We start from the raw sequence: 16,076 nt of genomic DNA on the forward strand, positions 1-16,076 counted from the left end.
CCGTTCACCAGCAGACTCGACCAGAACGACGAAAGATCAAGGGGTTTCACCGTGGCGGACAGGATCCGAGTGGGAGTGGTCGGGGCGCACGCCGAACGCGGCTGGGGACGCGCCATCCACCTCCCCGCCCTCGCGGCCTCCCAGGACGACTACGAGATCACCGCGGTCGCCGGGACCAGCCAGGAGTCGGCCCGTGCCGCCGCCGGCGTGTGGGGCGCCCGGCACGCCTTCGACGACGCCCGCGCCCTGATGGAGCACCCGGAGGTGGACCTCGTCACCATCGCCGTACAACTCCCGCAGCGGGACGGCCTGGTGGACGCCGCCATCGCGGCCGGCAAGCACGTGTACAGCGAGTGGCCCCTCGCCCTGGACGCGGAGACCGCCGAGCGGTTCCGCGCGAGCGCGGCGGCGGCCGGCGTCCAGGCGGCGGTCGGGCTCCAGTCCCGGCACCACCCGATGGTCCGGTACCTGCGCGACCTCGTCGCGGAGGGCGTCGTCGGCGACGTGCTCTCCGCCTCGCTGACGTACTCGATCTCCTCCCCCGAGGTCTGGTCGCAGCGGTACGCGAACCTCTTCGACCACACCAAGGGCGTCAACCACGTGGCCGTCATCGGCGGCCACTCCCTCGACATGTTCGGCTCCGCCGTCGGCGGCTTCACCGAGCTGTCCGCGACCCTGACGACCCGGATCCGCACCATCACGCTCCAGGAGACCGGCGAACCCCTCGCGGTGACCTCGCCGGACCAGATCGTGGTGGCGGGCCTCCTGGAGTCGGGCGCCGCGGCCTCCGCCCACTTCATGACGGGCGGACCGCGCGGCGACGGCTTCCGCATCGAGGTGCACGGGCGGACCGGCCGGTTCGTGCTCCGCTCCACCGACGACTCGCTCGTGGCACCGAACTGGATCCTCACGCTCGCCGAGGCGAACGGCGGCCCGGTCGAGACGCTCGAACTTCCCCACCGGTACGCCCCCGCGCTCGGCGGCGTCATGTCGGCCGTGAGCAACGTGCACCAGGTGTACGGGGACCTCGCGCGGGCCGTCCGGACCGGCGAGCCCTTCGACCCGTCGTTCGCCACGGCGGTCCGCACCCACCGCACGCTCGACGCGATCAAGCGCTCGGCGGCGACCGGCGAACGGCAGAAGCTCGCCTGACACGTCCTCCCGCCCGACGGGTTCCGTGCACGACGGAGGCCGCCTCCAGACTCTGGAGGCGGCCTCCGTCGTGTGCTCCCCTCGGCCGGACAGCCGGAGAACGGGGATCAGGACGTCGTGGACGACTTCGCGAGCGCGGCCTTGCGGCGGGCCTCGCGGGCCTTGTGGCGGGCGGTGGCGCCCCGCTCGATCAGCCACCACTCGGCGATGAGCAGCGGGATGATCCAGCCCGGCCAGGACGCGAGTCCGGCGCGGGCCTGACCCCAGGCGATCAGGGTCGGGATGTCGGTGGTGACCGGCGGCGGCAGCAGCGTGTAGTCGTAGATCACGCCGAGGACGCGGCTGACGATGATCGACATCGTCAGGGCGAAGCTGCGCACCATCCAGCGCTTGTGCTCGTCCATGCGGCCCTGGAGCGCCATCCGGAAGCCCATGAGGGCGGTGAAGACCCACAGCGTGGACGAGGTGACGGTCGCCAGCTGCATGATGAGGCCGGAGGGGCTGGCGATCGCGGAGGCGACGCCGGCGATCGAGGACGGCACCACACCGGCGAAGACGTAGAGACGGCCGCTGACCCGGTGGACCTGCGGGTGACGGTCGCGCAGCACCGGCCACACCTGGAGGCAACAGGTCACCAGGGCGATGGTGCCGCACAGGATGTGGGTCACGAGCACCGGGTAGTGCCAGGCGTAGTTCGGGTTCGCCGGGATCTTGGAGGTCGCCGGGTCGAAGGTGAGGTAGGGCGGCACCGCGTAGACGATGAATATCGCGGCCACGGTCGCGAGCGGGCCGACCCAGGGGCGACGCCACCAGCTGACGGACGGGGTGCCGGGACCGGTGCCAGAGCCGGAACCGGAGGGCCGCCCGGTGGCGGACTTTCTCTCCGGCTCGGTCGTCGTGATCGTCACGACCGTTCTCCTGTCTTGAAGGTCAGGGAGTGTGGGAGGGGCGGGGCGGGGACTTCCGGGCCGCCGCGCGCGGCGGTGCGGCGGCGGCCCGGGAGACGTCCGGCCGTACGGTGGGGACGTACGGCTCAGTCGAGCGCGACGAGGGATTCGCCGGTGGCCTCGACGGTGATGTTGATCGCCCGGTAGGGGCAGTAGTCGGCCGCGTCCAGCACGTCCTCGTCCGGCTCGACGAGGGCCTCGACGGGAACGGCCTTGCCGTTCTCCAGGCGGAAGCGGTCGGGCAGGTTGCCGTTGCAGAGACCGGCACCCATGCAGGCGTGCTGGTCGACCTCGATGCGCCAGGTCACCGGGTCACCACCGGACGGGCAGGGCGGCGACGCCGCGCACCACGTTGTCGGTCTTCCAGGGGACCTCGGCGGCGGGCACCGCGAGTTCGAGCTCGGGCAGCCGGCGGAGCAGGGTGCCGATGGCGACCTGGAGCTCCAGGCGGGCCAGCGGGGCGCCCAGGCAGTGGTGGATGCCGTGGCCGAACGCGATGTGCGGGTTGTGCTCGCGGGTGAGGTCGAGCTCCTCGGGGTTCTCGAAGACCCGCGGGTCGCGGTTGCCGACCGCCGGGAAGATCATGACGGCCTCGCCGGCCTTCACGAGCTGGCCGCCGAGTTCGATGTCCTCGGTGGCGATGCGGGTGTTCTCCGAGTACGGGCTGAGCGGGGTGACGCGCAGCAGCTCCTCGATGGCCTTGTTGAGCAGCTCGGGGCTGTCGACAAGGCGCTGCCACTCCTCGCGGCGGTCGAGGAGGATGTACAGGTGGTTGGCGAGCTGGTTCGCCGTGGTGTGGTGGCCGGTCGCGAGGAGCGCGATCGACATGGTGATCAGCTCCTCCTCGCTCAGCTTGTCCTCCTCGTCGCGGGCGGCGACGAGGGCGGACAGCAGGTCGTCGCCCGGCTCGGCGCGCCGCTTGGCGATGAGGTCGGCCATGTACTCGGGGAGCTTCTCGAACCGCGCCTCGTTCATCTCCTCGACCGTGTGCTCGTCGCCGAGCGTCAGCCAGGTGTCGATCCAGGCGCGGAACTTGTAGTGGTCCTCGAGCGGGACGTCGAGCATCTCGCAGATGACGGTGATCGGCAGCATCCAGGCGTACTGGGAGGCCAGGTCACCGGTGTTGCCGCCGGCCAGCATCTTGTCGAGCAGCTCGTCGGCGATCTCCTGGGCGCGCGGGCGGATCTGCTCCACCCGGCGGACGGTGAACGCCTTGGCGACGAGCTTGCGCAGACGGCCGTGCTCCGGGTCGTCCATGCTGATGATGTTCAGCTCTTCGAAGGTCTTGCGGACCCGGGGCACGTCCTTGCCGACGGTCGCCTCGCGGCTGAACCGGGGGTCGGCGAGGACCGTCTTGACGTCGGCGTGGCGGGTGGCGAGCCACGCCTCGCCGCCGTAGATCATGTCGACGCGGGTGAGCGCCGCCTCCTCGCGCACCTTGGCGTAGGCCGGGTGCAGGTCGGTGGCGACCGGCTCCCCGAAGGGGTAGGCCGGGATCTTGCCGTGCATGGGGCAGCCCGGAGGGGGCGTGGCGGCCGCCTGGAGCTCGCCGGTCTCGTTCTCGGTGACCGTCATCGCAAGTGCCTCTCTGGAGTGGTGGGGGGGTGGCGGGGTGTCAGTTGCCGATGGCGCGCGGGTGGTTGAAGAAGCGGTACGGGTCGTAGGTCTTCTTGACCTGGACCAGGCGGCTGTAGTTGGAGCCGTAGTAGGCGTCCTGCCAGTTCGGCAGGTAGGTGTCCGGGAAGTTGATGTACGAGTGGCCCGTGGACAGCGGGTCGATCGTGTTGAAGCCGTTGGTGGCCCAGGCGACGGCGGCGGAGGAGGCCTCCGTGGTCGGGGTGGGGGTGTGCAGCGCGACGCCGAAGCCGACGTGGAAGAGCGCGTTGCGGTGGATGAACGGGGTGTCGCTGACGGCCTTGTCGGCGACGGCGCCGCCGAGGCCCATGAAGCTGAGGTAGCGGGTCTGGCCGGCGACCGGGGTGCCCTCGAAGGCGGCCAGCGCGGCGGCGGTGCCGGAGGTGCCGAGCGGCTTGGAGACCATGCGGGCGCGCATCCGCTGCCACTGGGTGCGCGGCGGGTGCTGGGCGCCGTCACCGAGGCCGTACACGTACTGCATGCCGTCGGAGAAGGGCAGGTCGAGGACCTTGCTGGTGGCCGGGGTGGCGCCGACGCGGCTGTTGAGGTCCGCGAGGCCGGCGTCCGCCTGGGCCTTGGTGCCGTAGTAGGCGCCCTGCTGGAGGATGATCGGCGGCTGGCCGGAGCCGGCGTCCGGCTGGATCACGATGACCTGGGCGTTGCTGTTGCGCGGGGTGGTGACGTACCACTTCTGCCAGGCGTCGAGGAACGCGTCGGCGTGGTCCCAGCTCCAGATCTGCTCGTAGAAGTGCATGCGGGGCGCCGAGATCGGCTTGACCTCGAAGTCGACGACGACGCCGAAGTTGCCGCCGCCGGAGCCGCGGATCGCCCAGAACAGGTCCGAGTTGCAGTCCTTGGAGGCGCGGACGACGCGGCCGTCGGCGAGGACGATCCTCGCGGAGACGACGCTGTCGGAGCCGATGCCGAAGCCGCGGCTCTGGTAGCCGATGCCGCCGCCGGAGAGGAAGCCGCCGACGCAGACGTCGGGGCAGGTGCCGGTGACGAACTGCTGGTTGTACTGCTTGAGGGCGGTGACGGCCTCGATGCTCTGGACGCCGGGGCCGACGTGGACGGTGGGCTGGCCGCCGCCGGTGATGTGCTTGATGCGGCTGACGTCGAGGAGGATGCCGCTGCCGGTGGACCAGCCCGCGAAGTTGTGGCCACCGCTGCGGGTGCGCAGGGTGAGGCCGCTGTCCTGGGCGAAGCGGACGACGTTGCTGACGTCGGCGGCGGTCTCGGCGTACACGACACCGGCCGGGGTGATGGCGTCGAACTCGCCGATGGTGAGCTGCTTGGCGGCCTCGTAGGCGGTGTCGCCGGGGAGCACGATGTCGCCCTGGATGCGGGTGCTGAGCCCGGCCCAGTCGGCCGAGGCGGTGGCGCCGGCGCTGCCGCCGCCCTCGGCGTAGGCGGCGGTCCCGGTACCGACGGCGGCGGCCGTCGCGGCGAGGGCGCCACCGGCACGGAGCAGGTTCCTGCGGTCGAGCATGAGTCCTCCGTAGAAAGTACGTACTGTCAAAAAAAGCGAATCGAGCAGTAATGCCGAAGCAAGGCAGTAATGCAGGTAGACCGTATTCAGTGACGTTGTGGCGCGTATTCCCCTAGCCGCCCCCTTATTTCTCGGGATCGGGGGGACAGGGGGGCGCTACGGGTGTGCGCCGGGGCGCGCCTTACCTAATGTCGTCGTGCCGCCACACACGACCACACACCGTCCCGAATTGGAGACACGACGTGTCCGCAACCATGCCCACCGTGGATACCGACCCGGCGATACGAAGAAAGCGCGCGTCGCTGCCTTCGCTGACGGGTGTCCGGTTCTTCGCCGCCCTTCTGGTGTTCTTCATCCACGCGCTCCAGCCGATCGGCCCGGTGGACCACTCGGGACCGGTCAACCCCTTCGCGGACCAGGACATCGCGAACGGCCTCCTGAAGTTCTTCGGGCCGGCCGGATTCCTCGGCGTCTCCTTCTTCTTCCTGCTCAGCGGCTTCGTCATCACCTGGTCGGTGAAGCCCGGCGAGAAGCTCACCGCGTACTGGCGGCGCCGGTTCGTCAAGGTCTTCCCCAACCACCTCGTGACCTGGGGTCTGGCGCTCGGCCTCTTCGCCTACGCCTACACCTCGGTGACCACCGGATTCCTCAGCTTCTTCCTGGCGAATTCCTGGGTGAACAAGCTCGAAGTGCAGATGAGCGTGAACGCGCCGTCCTGGTCGCTCTGCGCGGAAATGCTCTTCTACCTGACCTTCCCGGCCCTGCTCCTGCTGGTCCGCAAGATTCCGGTGAACCGGCTCTACCACTGGGCCGCCGCGATGGTCGCCGGCACCATCGGCGTGGGTCTCGTGACGACGTACTTCATCACCCCGCTGCCCAGCAACCCGATGATCCCGCTGTCGCCCTCGCAGATGTGGTTCAACTACACCTTCCCGCCGAACCGCATGTTCGAGTTCGTGCTCGGCATGCTGCTCGCCCGGATCGTGCTCGCCGGCAAGTGGCCGAAGATCGGCCCCGTCCCGGTCATCGCGCTCACGGCCATCGGCTACGCGGCCTCCATCTACGTGCCGGCCCCGTACAACTTCGTCGCCACGACCGCGATCCCGTTCAGCGTGGTCATCGCCTCCCTCGCGGCCGCCGACGTCCGCGGCGCCAGGACCCGCCTCAACGGCAAGGTCATGGTCTGGCTGGGCAACGTCTCCTTCGGCTTCTACCTGGCCCAGGGCATCGTGATCTTCTGGGGCCGTCAGGCGCTGCTCGGCAACGGCCAGTTCAGCACCCCGGTCGCCGTCCTGGTCATGATCGGCATGTTCGCGGCGACGCTGCTCGCGGGCTGGCTGCTCTACACCTGCGTCGAGATGCCTGCCATGCGCCTGTGGGCCCGCTCCAAGAAGGACCGCGAGGCCTACGCGGCGGCTCAGCGCGTCGACGAGCCGGCCGGCGACCTCGGCACCGTGCCCGGTCAGCGCCCGGCCGACCGCGCCGGGACGGAGCCGGTCGCCCGCTCCTGAGGCGCCCGTTCCCGAAGCACCCCGAAACGTCTCCCGGGCAGGCCTCCCCCGTCCGGATCCGGGAGGCCCCCCGTCCGGTGGGCACGGCAGCGGCCGTGCCCACCGGCCTTTTCGGCGTCCGGGTCCGGACCGCCTAGCCGCGCATCAGCTCGGCGACCAGGAAGGCGAGTTCGACCGACTGCTCCGGGTTGAGCCGGGGGTCGCAGTTGGTCTCGTAGCGGGCCACGAGCGAGGCGTCGTCGAGCTGCCGGGCGCCGCCGAGGCACTCGGTCACGTCGTCGCCGGTGAGCTCGATGTGCAGGCCGCCGGGGTGGGTGCCGAGCTCGCGGTGGACCTGGAAGAAGCCCTTGACCTCGTCGAGGATGTCGTCGAAGTGGCGGGACTTGTAACCGCTGGGCGTCTCACGGGTGTTGCCGTGCATCGGGTCGCACTGCCAGATCACCTTGTGGCCGGTGGCGGTGACCTTCTCCACGATCGCCGGGAGCACCTCGCGGACCTTCCCGGCGCCCATCCGGCTGATCAGCGTGAGCCGGCCAGGCGTGTTCTCCGGGTCGAGCAGCTCGACGTACTCGGCGGCCTGCTCGGGCGTGGTCGTCGGACCGATCTTGAGGCCGATGGGGTTGGCGAGCAGCTGGGCGAGGGCCACGTGGGCGCCGTCGAGCTGCCGGGTGCGCTCGCCGATCCACAGGAAGTGGCCGGAGAGGCCGTACAGCTTCTCCTCGCCGTCCGCGCCGGTGCCGGTGCGGAGCAGGCCGCGCTCGTAGTCGAGCAGCAGCGCCTCGTGGCTGGCGTAGATCTCGGTGGTGTGCAGGGAGCTGTGGTCGGCCTTGCACGCGGACATGAAGCGGAGTCCGGCGTCGATCTCGGAGGCGAGGGCGCGGTACCGCTCGCCGGCGGGCGAGTCGCGGACGAAGTCGAGGTTCCAGCCCTGGACGCGGCCGAGGTCGGCCATGCCGGAGTCGACGACCGCGCGGACGTGGTTGAGGGCGGCGCTGGAGTGCGCGTACGCCTGGACCATGCGCTGCGGGTCGGCGACCCGGGCGCCCGGGGCGGGGGTGACGGCGTTGATGATGTCGCCGCGGTAGACGGGCAGGCCGAGCTCGTCGGTGTCCTTCGAGCGCGGCTTGGCGTACTGTCCGGCGATCCGGCCGACCTTCACCACGGGCAGGCTCGCGCCGTAGGTGAGGACGACGGCCATCTGGAGCAGGGTGCGCAGGTTGGCGCCGACGTGGGCCTCGGTGTTGCCGTCGAAGGTCTCGGCGCAGTCGCCGCCGTGCAGCAGGAACGCCTGGCCGTTGGCGACCTCGGCGAGACGGTGGTGCAGGCGGTCGACCTCGCCGGGCAGGACGAGGGAGGGCAGGCGCTCCAGGCCGGCGCGGGCGGCGGCGACGGCCTCGGGGTCCGGGTAGGTGGGCTGCTGGGCGGCCGGGCGGTCGAGGGCTTCGGCGACCCGTTCCTCCAGCGCCGGCGGAAGCTGCCGGGCCGGAGCGCCGGGACGGGCGGCGGTCTCTATGAGTGCGGGCATGGAAGGGAGAGTAGGAAGAGATCACCGAGGGGAGGCCATCCCCCGGTAACCGTCCCCCCACTGTCCCCCCTACCGTCGCTCAGAGCCGGAAGAAGTCCTTGTACAGGGCCAGTTGTTCGGCGAGCATCGGCGCTCCGTACTGCACCGGGAGCCCCCGTTCCTCGGCGGCGGCGAGCAGGGCGGTGCGGCGCGGCTTCATGACGATGTCGGCGACGACGGTGCCCGCGTCCAGCTCCGCCGGGTCGAAGGGCAGCGGGTCGTCGGGCCGCAGGCCCATGGGGGTCGCGTTGACCGCGATGTCGGCCGGTACGGGCGCGCCGGCGCCGGTGACGCGGCCCGGCCACCGCGCGGCGAGCCGGTCGACGAGGGTGCGGACGCGGTCGGCGTCCCGGTCCCAGACGGTGAGCTCCGCGCCCGCGTCGAGCAGGGCGACCGCGATGGAGCAGCCCGCGCCGCCCGCGCCCGCGAGGCTGACGTGCCGTCCCGCCGGGTCGTGTCCGGCGGCGCGCAGGCCGCGGACGAAGCCCTCGCCGTCGAAGTTGGCGGCCTCCCAGCGGCCGTCACCGGTCCTGCGGAGCGCGTTGGTGGAGCCGCCGAGGAGGGCGGCCGGGCTGACGACGTCGGCGAAGGAGAGGAGGGCCGTCTTGTGCGGGACGGTGACGAGGAGCCCGTCGAGGTTCCCGATCGCCTGGAGTCCGCGGACGACGTCGGCGAGCCGCTCGGGGGTCGCGTGGACGGGGACGAGGACGGCGTCGGTGCCGAGCCGGGCGAAGAGCGGGTTGAGCATGGCGGGTGCCTGGACCTGCGCCACGGGGTCGCCGAGGACGGCGAACAGCCGGGTGGTGCCGGTGATCTGGGGGCCCTCCGGTGCGGTGTTCACAGCAGGGACGGTAGGGAGCTCCGCCGGGGTCCGTCATCCCCTACTGACCCCCTTCTGTGGCACGTGGGGTTCGTTCGGCGTACGGCGGGCAGTCATGGGACGGCCGCTGAACAGTTGTTCACCTTTGCTGTCCTGGGCCCGACCCGCACCGGCACGTGCACACCCGCACCCGCACCCGCACCCGCACGGTCCGTACGACGCCTACCCTCGAAGGACGAATCCCCCCATGGCCGACCTCAACCGCCGCCGGTTCCTCCAGCTGACCGGCGGCGCCGCCGCGTTCACCCTCCTCTCGGAGAGCATCGCCCGCGCCGCCTCGATACCCGCGCAGGGCTCGACCGGCACGATCCAGGACGTCGAGCACATCGTCGTCCTCATGCAGGAGAACCGTTCCTTCGACCACTACTTCGGTGCCATGAAGGGCGTCCGCGGCTTCGGCGACCCCCGCCCCGTGACCCTGCCCAGCGGCAAGTCGGTCTGGAACCAGTCGTCCGGCGGCCAGGTCACCCTGCCCTTCCGCCCCACCAGCGACAAGCTCGGCATGGAGTACCTCCAGGGCCTCAACCACGACTGGGCGGGCGGCCAGAGCGCCTTCAACAAGGGCAGGTACGACAACTGGATCCCGGCCAAGACCAAGGCCACGATGGCGTACCTCAACCGCGAGGACATCCCCTTCCACTACGCCCTCGCCGACGCGTTCACCGTCTGCGACGCCTACCACTGCTCGTTCATCGGCTCGACCGACCCGAACCGCTACTACCTCTGGTCGGGCCACACCGGCAACGACGGCACGGGCGGCGGCCCCGTCCTCAACAACGCCGAGGCGGGCTACGGCTGGAAGACCTACCCCGAGCGCCTGGAGGCGGCCGGGATCTCCTGGAAGGTGTACCAGGACATCGGCGACGGCCTGAACGCCGGCGGCTCCTGGGGCTGGATCAACGACGCCTTCCGCGGCAACTACGGCGACAACTCGCTCCTCTACTTCAACAGCTACCGGAACGCCCAGCCCGGCAACCCGCTGTACGAGAAGGCCCGCACCGGCACCAACGCCAAGGCCGGGGAGGGGTACTTCGACATCCTCCGCGCCGACGTCCAGGCCGGCCGCCTCCCGCAGGTCTCCTGGATCGCCGCCCCCGAGGCCTTCTCCGAGCACGCCAACTGGCCCTCCAACTTCGGCGCCTGGTACATCGCGCAGGTCCTGGACGCGCTCACCTCGAACCCGGACGTGTGGGCCCGTACGGCCCTGTTCATCACGTACGACGAGAACGACGGCTTCTTCGACCACGTCGTCCCGCCGTACGTCCCCGGCTCCGCCTCCCAGGGCCTGTCGACCGTCCCGACCACGCTCGACCACTTCCCCGGGAAGGTCGGCTACACCGCCGGACCGTACGGCCTCGGCCCGCGCGTCCCGATGATCGTGGTCTCCCCCTGGTCCACCGGCGGCTACGCCTGCTCCGAGACCTTCGACCACACCTCGGTCATCCGGTTCATGGAGAAGCGCTTCGGCGTGCAGGAGCCGCAGATCTCCCCCTGGCGCCGGGCCGTCTGCGGCGACCTGACCTCGGCCTTCGACTTCACGCGCACGAACACCCAGACCGCCCCGCTGCCGCCGACCGCCGGCTACTACCCGCCGGACAGGAACCGCCACCCGGACTTCCTCGCCACCGCCCCGGCCGTCGGCACGATGCCGCGCCAGGAGCCCGGCTCCCGCCCCACCCGCCCGCTGAAGTACGCGCCGTACGTCGACGGCACCGCCGACACCACGGCGGGCACCTACCGGCTGGCCTTCTCCGGCGGCCCGACCGCGGGCGCCCAGTTCTACGTGACCTCGGCCAACCGCACCGACGCCCCCTGGACGTACACGGCCGAGGCAGGGAAGTCGATCGCCGACACCTGGAACACCAAGTACTCGAAGGGCGTCACCGACCTCACGGTCCACGGCCCCAACGGCTTCCTCCGCCGCTTCCGCTCCCCCGGCAAGACCGCGGTCCCGGAGCTCACCGCCCGCCACAACGCCACCACCGGTGCCCTGGACCTCACCTTCACCAACGCGACGGCGGCCGCCGTCCAGCTCACCGTGACCAACGCCTACGGCGGCGGCACCGCGAACGTCTCCGTCCCGAAGGGTGCGACGGTCACCCACTCCGTCACCCCGTCCGGCGCCTCCCGCTGGTACGACGTCACGGTCACCACCCCGTCGAACACCGACTTCCTCCGCCGCCTCGCCGGCCACGTGGAGACCGGCGCGACGGGCGTCAGCGACCCGGCGATCCTGACGTACTGACGCGACGGGGGCGCCGTCGGCCCGGCAGCGGCCGAAGCCGATGGCGCCACCCCCGAACAGGTGACAAGGTTTTCCCCGTCCTACATCCGAATCGGGGAGGCAACGACATGGCGAACGACGCGGGGATCCTGGCCGGGCGCACGATCATGATCACGGGGGCGTCGAGCGGCATCGGCGCCGCCGCCGCGCGGCTCTTCGCCGCCGAGGGCGCCGCAGTCGTCGTCACGGCCCGGCGGGCCGAGGCCCTGGAGAAGCTGGCGGCCGAGATCCGCGCCGAGGGCGGGCGGGCCGAGGCCGTCGCCGGCGACGTGACCGTCCGGGCCGACGTGGACCGGATCGTCGACCGGGCGGTCACCGCCTTCGGCACCCTGGACGGGGCCTTCAACAACGCCGGCTGGGGCACCATGGGCACCCTGCTGCACCTGACCGACGACGCCGTCTACGACCAGGCCATGGACGTGAACGTGCGCGGCGTGTGGAACTGCCTCAAGGCGCAGCTGCCCGTCATGATCGAGAGCGGCAGGGGTGGCTCCGTCGTCAACACCTCCAGCAACGCCGGGTCGTTCGCGACCGGCGCCATCGCCCCGTACGTCGCCGCCAAGCACGCCGTCCTCGGCCTGACCCGGGCGGCGGCCGCCGAGTACGGCGCGCACGACATCCGGGTCAACGCCCTGATGGTGGGCGCGACCCGGACCGAACTCCTCGAGCAGGCCTTCGAGGCCGCGCCCGAACTGGAGGCGGCGTGCGTCGCCAGGGCCGTACAGCCGAGGCTCGCCGCCCCCGTCGAGGTCGCGCGGGCCGCCGCCTGGCTGCTCAGCGACCAGGCGTCCTTCGTGACCGGCGGGGCGATCCCGGTCGACGGCGGCTCCAGCGCCATCTGAACGACCCGCCGATGACGGGCCGGCGGAACTCACCTCACCAGCACGGCGGGTTCCGCCGACTCGAGCCGGTCGACGGCCTCGACGACACCGTCCGCGAACCAGGCGAGCCGATCGAGCGGCACCGGCAGGAACCCCTCGGCGTCCATCCTCCGCAGCTGAGTCTCCAACCCGTCGTAGAAACCGGCGGAGTTGACGAAGACGACGGGCTTCGCCCACCTGCCGTGCTTCTTGAGCTCGAGGACCTCCGCGGCCTCGTCGAGCGTGCCCAGCCCGCCGGCGAGGACGACGACGGCGTCGGACCGCTCCAGCATGACCGCCTTGCGCTCGGCGAGGTCCCCGGCCATGACGACCTCGTCGGCCGACCACCGCGTCCTGTGGGCGAGGAACTCGACGGACACCCCGACCATCCGCCCACCGCCGGCGGCGGCCCCGTCGGCGACGACCCGCATGAGCCCGGCATCGCACCCACCCCAGACGAGCGTGTGCCCCCGCTCCCCGAGCAGCCGCCCGAGCGCCTCGGCGGGCCCGGAGAACCGCTCGTCGAGATCCACCGACGACAGGAAGACACAGACGTCCATCAACCACCCCTTGACTGACGCGAGAAGCCCCGCGATCCGACCGCCAACCCACTCACCGCACCAGACGCCTGATCCGGCCCGATCGACACACGCCCTAGCGGCGATCCGCGGGGTCGTTCCTGCCCTCGGAACGATTCCAGCCGCGGTCCTGTCCGTCGTCCCCCGCCGCAGGGAAGGTCTTGTCGCGGTCCTTGGACCCGCCTGTGAACTTCTCGCAATAGGCCGACACGGCCTCCTTCCCGCCCGCCGCCTCGACCAGACGCCGCAGAGCGGTCGCGTCCGGGGCTTCACCCGCACGCCCCGTCCTCTGCTCGTGCGCACGGCACAGGGCCTCGTGGCTGACCGCGGCACCGGGCGGCACTCGCTCCGGTTCCGTCGGCCCGGGCACGGAGGTCTCCCGTACCGGTACCGCGGACGGAGTCGGCTCCGAGGGCGGCACGGACGCGGTGCCCTCCTCAGGGGACGTGGACGCGGCAGCCCCCTCGGGCGATGCCGACGGGAGCGGGCCGGCACCCGGCTCAGGACGGTCCTCCAGCAGATCGGTCAGAGGAGTCGGCAGTTCGTCCGTGGCTATCGCCGCGCCGCCCAGCGTCATGCCGGAGACCAGCGCGACCAGCACCGCCTTCGACCAACGCCCCATGCTCCGATCCTCGACCGGCCGCCAGTCGTCACGGGGACGCGTCCGCGGCGCGCCCGGACCGGAGTGCATGCCCGCGTCGCGAGCGGCGCGGAACGCGGCGACCGCCTGTCGCGCCCCGTCCTCGCCCAGGGGCTCGTTCGGGCGCAGCGCCGCCCGCAACGCCTCCGCCGCAGCGTCGCTTTCGTGGTTGTCGCCCGTTGCACGGCCCCGCTTCACCTGTCACCTCCCCGTAGCTGGATCGCCAGTCGCCTCAGTCCGCGATGCGCAGCGGACCGTACCGCACCGGGCCGCTTGCCCAGTACCCGTGCCGCGGTCGGCCCGTCGAGTCCGACCACCACCCTCAGCAGCACGGCCTCGGCCTGCTCCCGGGAGAGGCCTGCGACCAGCCTTAACACCCGCCCGGTGGCCAGCGTCTCCATGGCCTCACCCGCGGTGTCCTGCCGCGCGGGCAGATCCAGCACGTCCCTGTCGAACAGGTCGTGGAGCGGGCGGGACCGCACGCGCCGGAGGTGGTCGAGCGCCCTGTGGCGAGCGATGGTCGCGGTCCAGCCGCGAAAGCCCGCGCCGTCACCGCGGAACCGTCCGAGGTCCCGCGCTATCTCCAGCCAGGCGTCGGAAGCAACGTCCTCGGCGTCCTGCCCGACCATCCCCCGCAGATATCCGAGGAGTCCCGGGTGCACGAGCTGGTACGCCTCCGCGAAGGCCGCCTCGTCGCCGGCTTGGGCTCGCTCGACAGCACGCCCCAGCACAACATCGTGAGCCTTCATCGGTGCCAGTCGATCTTCCTTCGTGATGTCGTCCGGGAACGCGGCAACCGACCGGCGCCGTCGCCCCCTTCCCGGCCCGCTACCTTACGCGCCCGCCGGCGCACCCCGAGAGCGGGGAGGTCCGAACTCGCCCCGGGAAGAGGAAGGAAAGCTCGTGCACGGACTCCGCGACGCCCGACTCGAAGCGGTTCACCACCTTGCCCAACGGGTTCCACGCCCGCCCGTCCGTGCTGCGCACACCGACCGGCTGCCGGAAGAGCCCGCAGGTCTCCTCGTCGAAGTCAACCCAGCGCGCGCCGTACCGGCACACGAACACCTCACCGGCGTAAGCGCCGAGGCCCTGGAGGGCCTGTCTGACGGCGGCAGGGTCGTCGGTCGTCCGCCGCAGCCCGTCCACCACCCGGTCCACGATGCGCAGGCTGGCCACCGAGTAGTCCAGCGGCAAGCGTGCTCTCGCCGTCGCGCGGGAGACGAACTCGGCGGCGTACCCACTCATCTCGGAGGCTCGCAGCGTCCGGCCGACACGGTCCATCGTTTCCCGCCCTTCGTACGCGAACCGGCCGGCGACCGGTCCTCCGTGGTCCTCCTGGGCCACTGCTCCTCCGCGGCCCTCGCGGAATCCAGCGGAACGGGCGCGGGGATCATCACGGCTCCACGCTGTGATCACCGCCACATCCCCCAGGGATCGGGCCCGCCGTGCGGTCTCCGGCACGAAACGCGGAGGGGCGGGTGCCCTGACGACAGGACACCCACCCCGTACTTCACGTCTCGGCCACGGACGTCAGGAAAAGGTCGAGGATCTCACCGCCGGCATCGCCGCCTCGATCGGATCGGTCGGCGACGCCTACGACAACGCCCTGATGGAGAGCACGACCGGCCTGTTCAAGACCGGGCTGACCCGTCGAATACGAGAACAGCCACTACCGAGCAACCACGAAAGAACCGGGTACCGGATCATCACGGGCTCACGTGGTGATCAACGCCGCACCGTGAGCGTGGTCCGGACTTGTGGAGACCTCGCCGCCGGGCACCTGTCGGCGCCCGGCGGCGAGTCCGGCCGGACGGTGGGGCGGTCACACCGCTCCCACCGAACGGGGTGACGACCCTGACGCGAGAGCAGCCGTCAGGCCGCAGCCCAGTGCCGTGCCGAGTACTCCCGCGCCCAGGCGACGAACTCATCCGCGAGCGGATAGTCGGCCTCCACCTCTTCCAGCAGGGGTTCCAGGGCCGCTGGCGGCACCCTGTCGACCTGGAGGAGTACGGCCGCCCAACCGGGCGGGCGGCGATGCCGTAGCTGCGCGGTACGCTCTCGCATCTCCGCCGCCAGCGCATCACGGTCCAGGAATCGCCGCATGGCCGGAAACGTGTGCTCGCGCAGCACGCCGATCAACTGCTGCGCGCACTCATCCGGTTCGATGCCTGCCCCGTACGCCCACAGGGCACCGACCGACCCATCACCTTCCGGATCGAAGGAGACGGCCGCGGGTGGCGTCACTTCCCACCTCAGCATCCCGGATCCCGACGTGGGAAGGTGATCCTTGGCCTGCTCCCAGTGCTGGCGCTGGGTCCAAGCACGTTCTGTCAACGGAACGACGGACACCCGGACGAAGAAGCTCTGGCGTTCCGGGTCCATCGGATGCGCCTGCAGCTCGAGTACCGCGCAGTCGCCGTGCTCCCCCAGCATCCTGAACACGCTGCCGTCCGGGACGAGCCCCGCTTCTTTGGCGACAGGTACGAGATGGCGCCGGCGCCAGGCATTCTGCGAAATCATTGCTCTCCTTTCACCT

Annotated in this window: 15 protein-coding genes; 4 read left to right on the forward strand and 11 right to left on the reverse strand. The window is 71.2% G+C overall.

The genetic code is table 11. The annotated features are described in order from the left end of the window. Window positions 1–51: 51 nt before the first annotated feature. Complete coding sequence (locus tag AB0G79_RS09760) at window positions 52–1,152, forward strand: Gfo/Idh/MocA family oxidoreductase (RefSeq protein WP_360802915.1); 1,101 nt, start codon at window positions 52–54, stop codon at window positions 1,150–1,152. A gap of 107 nt (window positions 1,153–1,259) precedes the next feature. On the opposite strand, the gene AB0G79_RS09765 is transcribed toward AB0G79_RS09760, so the two are convergent. The 4 genes from AB0G79_RS09765 to AB0G79_RS09780 all read right to left on the reverse strand — a co-directional run bounded on the left by AB0G79_RS09765 (window position 1,260) and on the right by AB0G79_RS09780 (window position 5,223). After that, window positions 1,260–2,060: a DUF2306 domain-containing protein gene (locus AB0G79_RS09765; protein WP_360802917.1), complete on the reverse strand. Its 801-nt coding sequence runs from the start codon at window positions 2,058–2,060 to the stop codon at window positions 1,260–1,262. A gap of 125 nt (window positions 2,061–2,185) precedes the next feature. After that, window positions 2,186–2,407, reverse strand: a complete 222-nt coding sequence (locus tag AB0G79_RS09770) for a ferredoxin (RefSeq protein WP_360802920.1) — start codon at window positions 2,405–2,407, stop codon at window positions 2,186–2,188. 4 nt (window positions 2,408–2,411) lie between these two features. Next, on the reverse strand, window positions 2,412–3,674 hold the full coding sequence (locus tag AB0G79_RS09775) for a cytochrome P450 (RefSeq protein WP_360802922.1): 1,263 nt from the start codon (window positions 3,672–3,674) through the stop codon (window positions 2,412–2,414). A 40-nt stretch (window positions 3,675–3,714) separates the two neighbouring features. Next, window positions 3,715–5,223: an FAD-binding protein gene (locus AB0G79_RS09780; protein WP_360802925.1), complete on the reverse strand. Its 1,509-nt coding sequence runs from the start codon at window positions 5,221–5,223 to the stop codon at window positions 3,715–3,717. A gap of 263 nt (window positions 5,224–5,486) precedes the next feature. Here AB0G79_RS09780 and AB0G79_RS09785 point away from each other — a divergent pair, with 263 nt between their 5' ends. Then, window positions 5,487–6,734: an acyltransferase gene (locus AB0G79_RS09785; RefSeq protein ID WP_360802928.1), complete on the forward strand. Its 1,248-nt coding sequence runs from the start codon at window positions 5,487–5,489 to the stop codon at window positions 6,732–6,734. A gap of 133 nt (window positions 6,735–6,867) precedes the next feature. Here AB0G79_RS09785 and AB0G79_RS09790 read toward each other — a convergent pair whose 3' ends face one another. Further along, window positions 6,868–8,259 carry a class II 3-deoxy-7-phosphoheptulonate synthase gene (locus AB0G79_RS09790; protein ID WP_360802931.1) on the reverse strand — a complete coding sequence of 464 codons (1,392 nt, stop codon included), beginning with the start codon at window positions 8,257–8,259 and terminating at the stop codon, window positions 6,868–6,870. Window positions 8,260–8,338: 79 nt separating this feature from the next. Further along, complete coding sequence (locus tag AB0G79_RS09795; RefSeq protein WP_360802934.1) at window positions 8,339–9,139, reverse strand: shikimate dehydrogenase; 801 nt, start codon at window positions 9,137–9,139, stop codon at window positions 8,339–8,341. A 226-nt stretch (window positions 9,140–9,365) separates the two neighbouring features. Between AB0G79_RS09795 and AB0G79_RS09800 the strand changes: the two genes are divergently transcribed. Together AB0G79_RS09800 and AB0G79_RS09805 are read left to right on the forward strand one after the other, a co-directional pair. After that, entirely contained in the window at window positions 9,366–11,423 is a 2,058-nt protein-coding gene (locus tag AB0G79_RS09800) for a phosphocholine-specific phospholipase C (RefSeq protein ID WP_360802937.1), read from the forward strand. A gap of 146 nt (window positions 11,424–11,569) precedes the next feature. Then, window positions 11,570–12,304, forward strand: coding sequence for an SDR family oxidoreductase (locus AB0G79_RS09805; RefSeq protein WP_360803098.1), 735 nt, complete (start codon window positions 11,570–11,572; stop codon window positions 12,302–12,304). Window positions 12,305–12,333: 29 nt separating this feature from the next. Here AB0G79_RS09805 and AB0G79_RS09810 read toward each other — a convergent pair whose 3' ends face one another. The 5 genes from AB0G79_RS09810 to AB0G79_RS09830 all read right to left on the reverse strand — a co-directional run bounded on the left by AB0G79_RS09810 (window position 12,334) and on the right by AB0G79_RS09830 (window position 16,060). Next, a complete protein-coding gene (locus tag AB0G79_RS09810; RefSeq protein WP_360802940.1) occupies window positions 12,334–12,882 on the reverse strand; it encodes a TIGR00730 family Rossman fold protein in 549 nt (182 codons plus the stop codon). A gap of 94 nt (window positions 12,883–12,976) precedes the next feature. Beyond that, a complete protein-coding gene (locus tag AB0G79_RS09815; RefSeq protein ID WP_360802943.1) occupies window positions 12,977–13,738 on the reverse strand; it encodes a hypothetical protein in 762 nt (253 codons plus the stop codon). After that, entirely contained in the window at window positions 13,735–14,289 is a 555-nt protein-coding gene (locus AB0G79_RS09820; protein WP_360802946.1) for an RNA polymerase sigma factor, read from the reverse strand. Before AB0G79_RS09820 ends, AB0G79_RS09815 begins: the two co-directional genes overlap by 4 nt. 79 nt (window positions 14,290–14,368) lie before the next feature. Continuing rightward, a complete protein-coding gene (locus AB0G79_RS09825) occupies window positions 14,369–14,785 on the reverse strand; it encodes a hypothetical protein (protein ID WP_360802949.1) in 417 nt (138 codons plus the stop codon). A gap of 627 nt (window positions 14,786–15,412) precedes the next feature. Beyond that, window positions 15,413–16,060: a hypothetical protein gene (locus AB0G79_RS09830; RefSeq protein ID WP_360802952.1), complete on the reverse strand. Its 648-nt coding sequence runs from the start codon at window positions 16,058–16,060 to the stop codon at window positions 15,413–15,415. Window positions 16,061–16,076 lie beyond the last annotated feature (16 nt).

Source organism: Streptomyces sp. NPDC020807 (assembly GCF_040641575.1).
In the GTDB taxonomy this organism is placed as follows: Bacteria; Actinomycetota; Actinomycetes; order Streptomycetales; family Streptomycetaceae; genus Streptomyces.

Coding starts and splice junctions, on each gene's coding strand:
- AB0G79_RS09825 (WP_360802949.1), bottom strand. CDS start 14,785: ATGAGTGGGTACGCCGCCGAGTTCGTCTCCCGCGCGACGGCGAGAGCA.
- AB0G79_RS09775 (WP_360802922.1), bottom strand. CDS start 3,674: ATGACGGTCACCGAGAACGAGACCGGCGAGCTCCAGGCGGCCGCCACG.
- AB0G79_RS09830 (WP_360802952.1), bottom strand. CDS start 16,060: ATGATTTCGCAGAATGCCTGGCGCCGGCGCCATCTCGTACCTGTCGCC.
- AB0G79_RS09790 (WP_360802931.1), bottom strand. CDS start 8,259: ATGCCCGCACTCATAGAGACCGCCGCCCGTCCCGGCGCTCCGGCCCGG.
- AB0G79_RS09810 (WP_360802940.1), bottom strand. CDS start 12,882: ATGGACGTCTGTGTCTTCCTGTCGTCGGTGGATCTCGACGAGCGGTTC.
- AB0G79_RS09780 (WP_360802925.1), bottom strand. CDS start 5,223: ATGCTCGACCGCAGGAACCTGCTCCGTGCCGGTGGCGCCCTCGCCGCG.
- AB0G79_RS09820 (WP_360802946.1), bottom strand. CDS start 14,289: ATGAAGGCTCACGATGTTGTGCTGGGGCGTGCTGTCGAGCGAGCCCAA.
- AB0G79_RS09805 (WP_360803098.1), top strand. CDS start 11,570: ATGATCACGGGGGCGTCGAGCGGCATCGGCGCCGCCGCCGCGCGGCTC.
- AB0G79_RS09800 (WP_360802937.1), top strand. CDS start 9,366: ATGGCCGACCTCAACCGCCGCCGGTTCCTCCAGCTGACCGGCGGCGCC.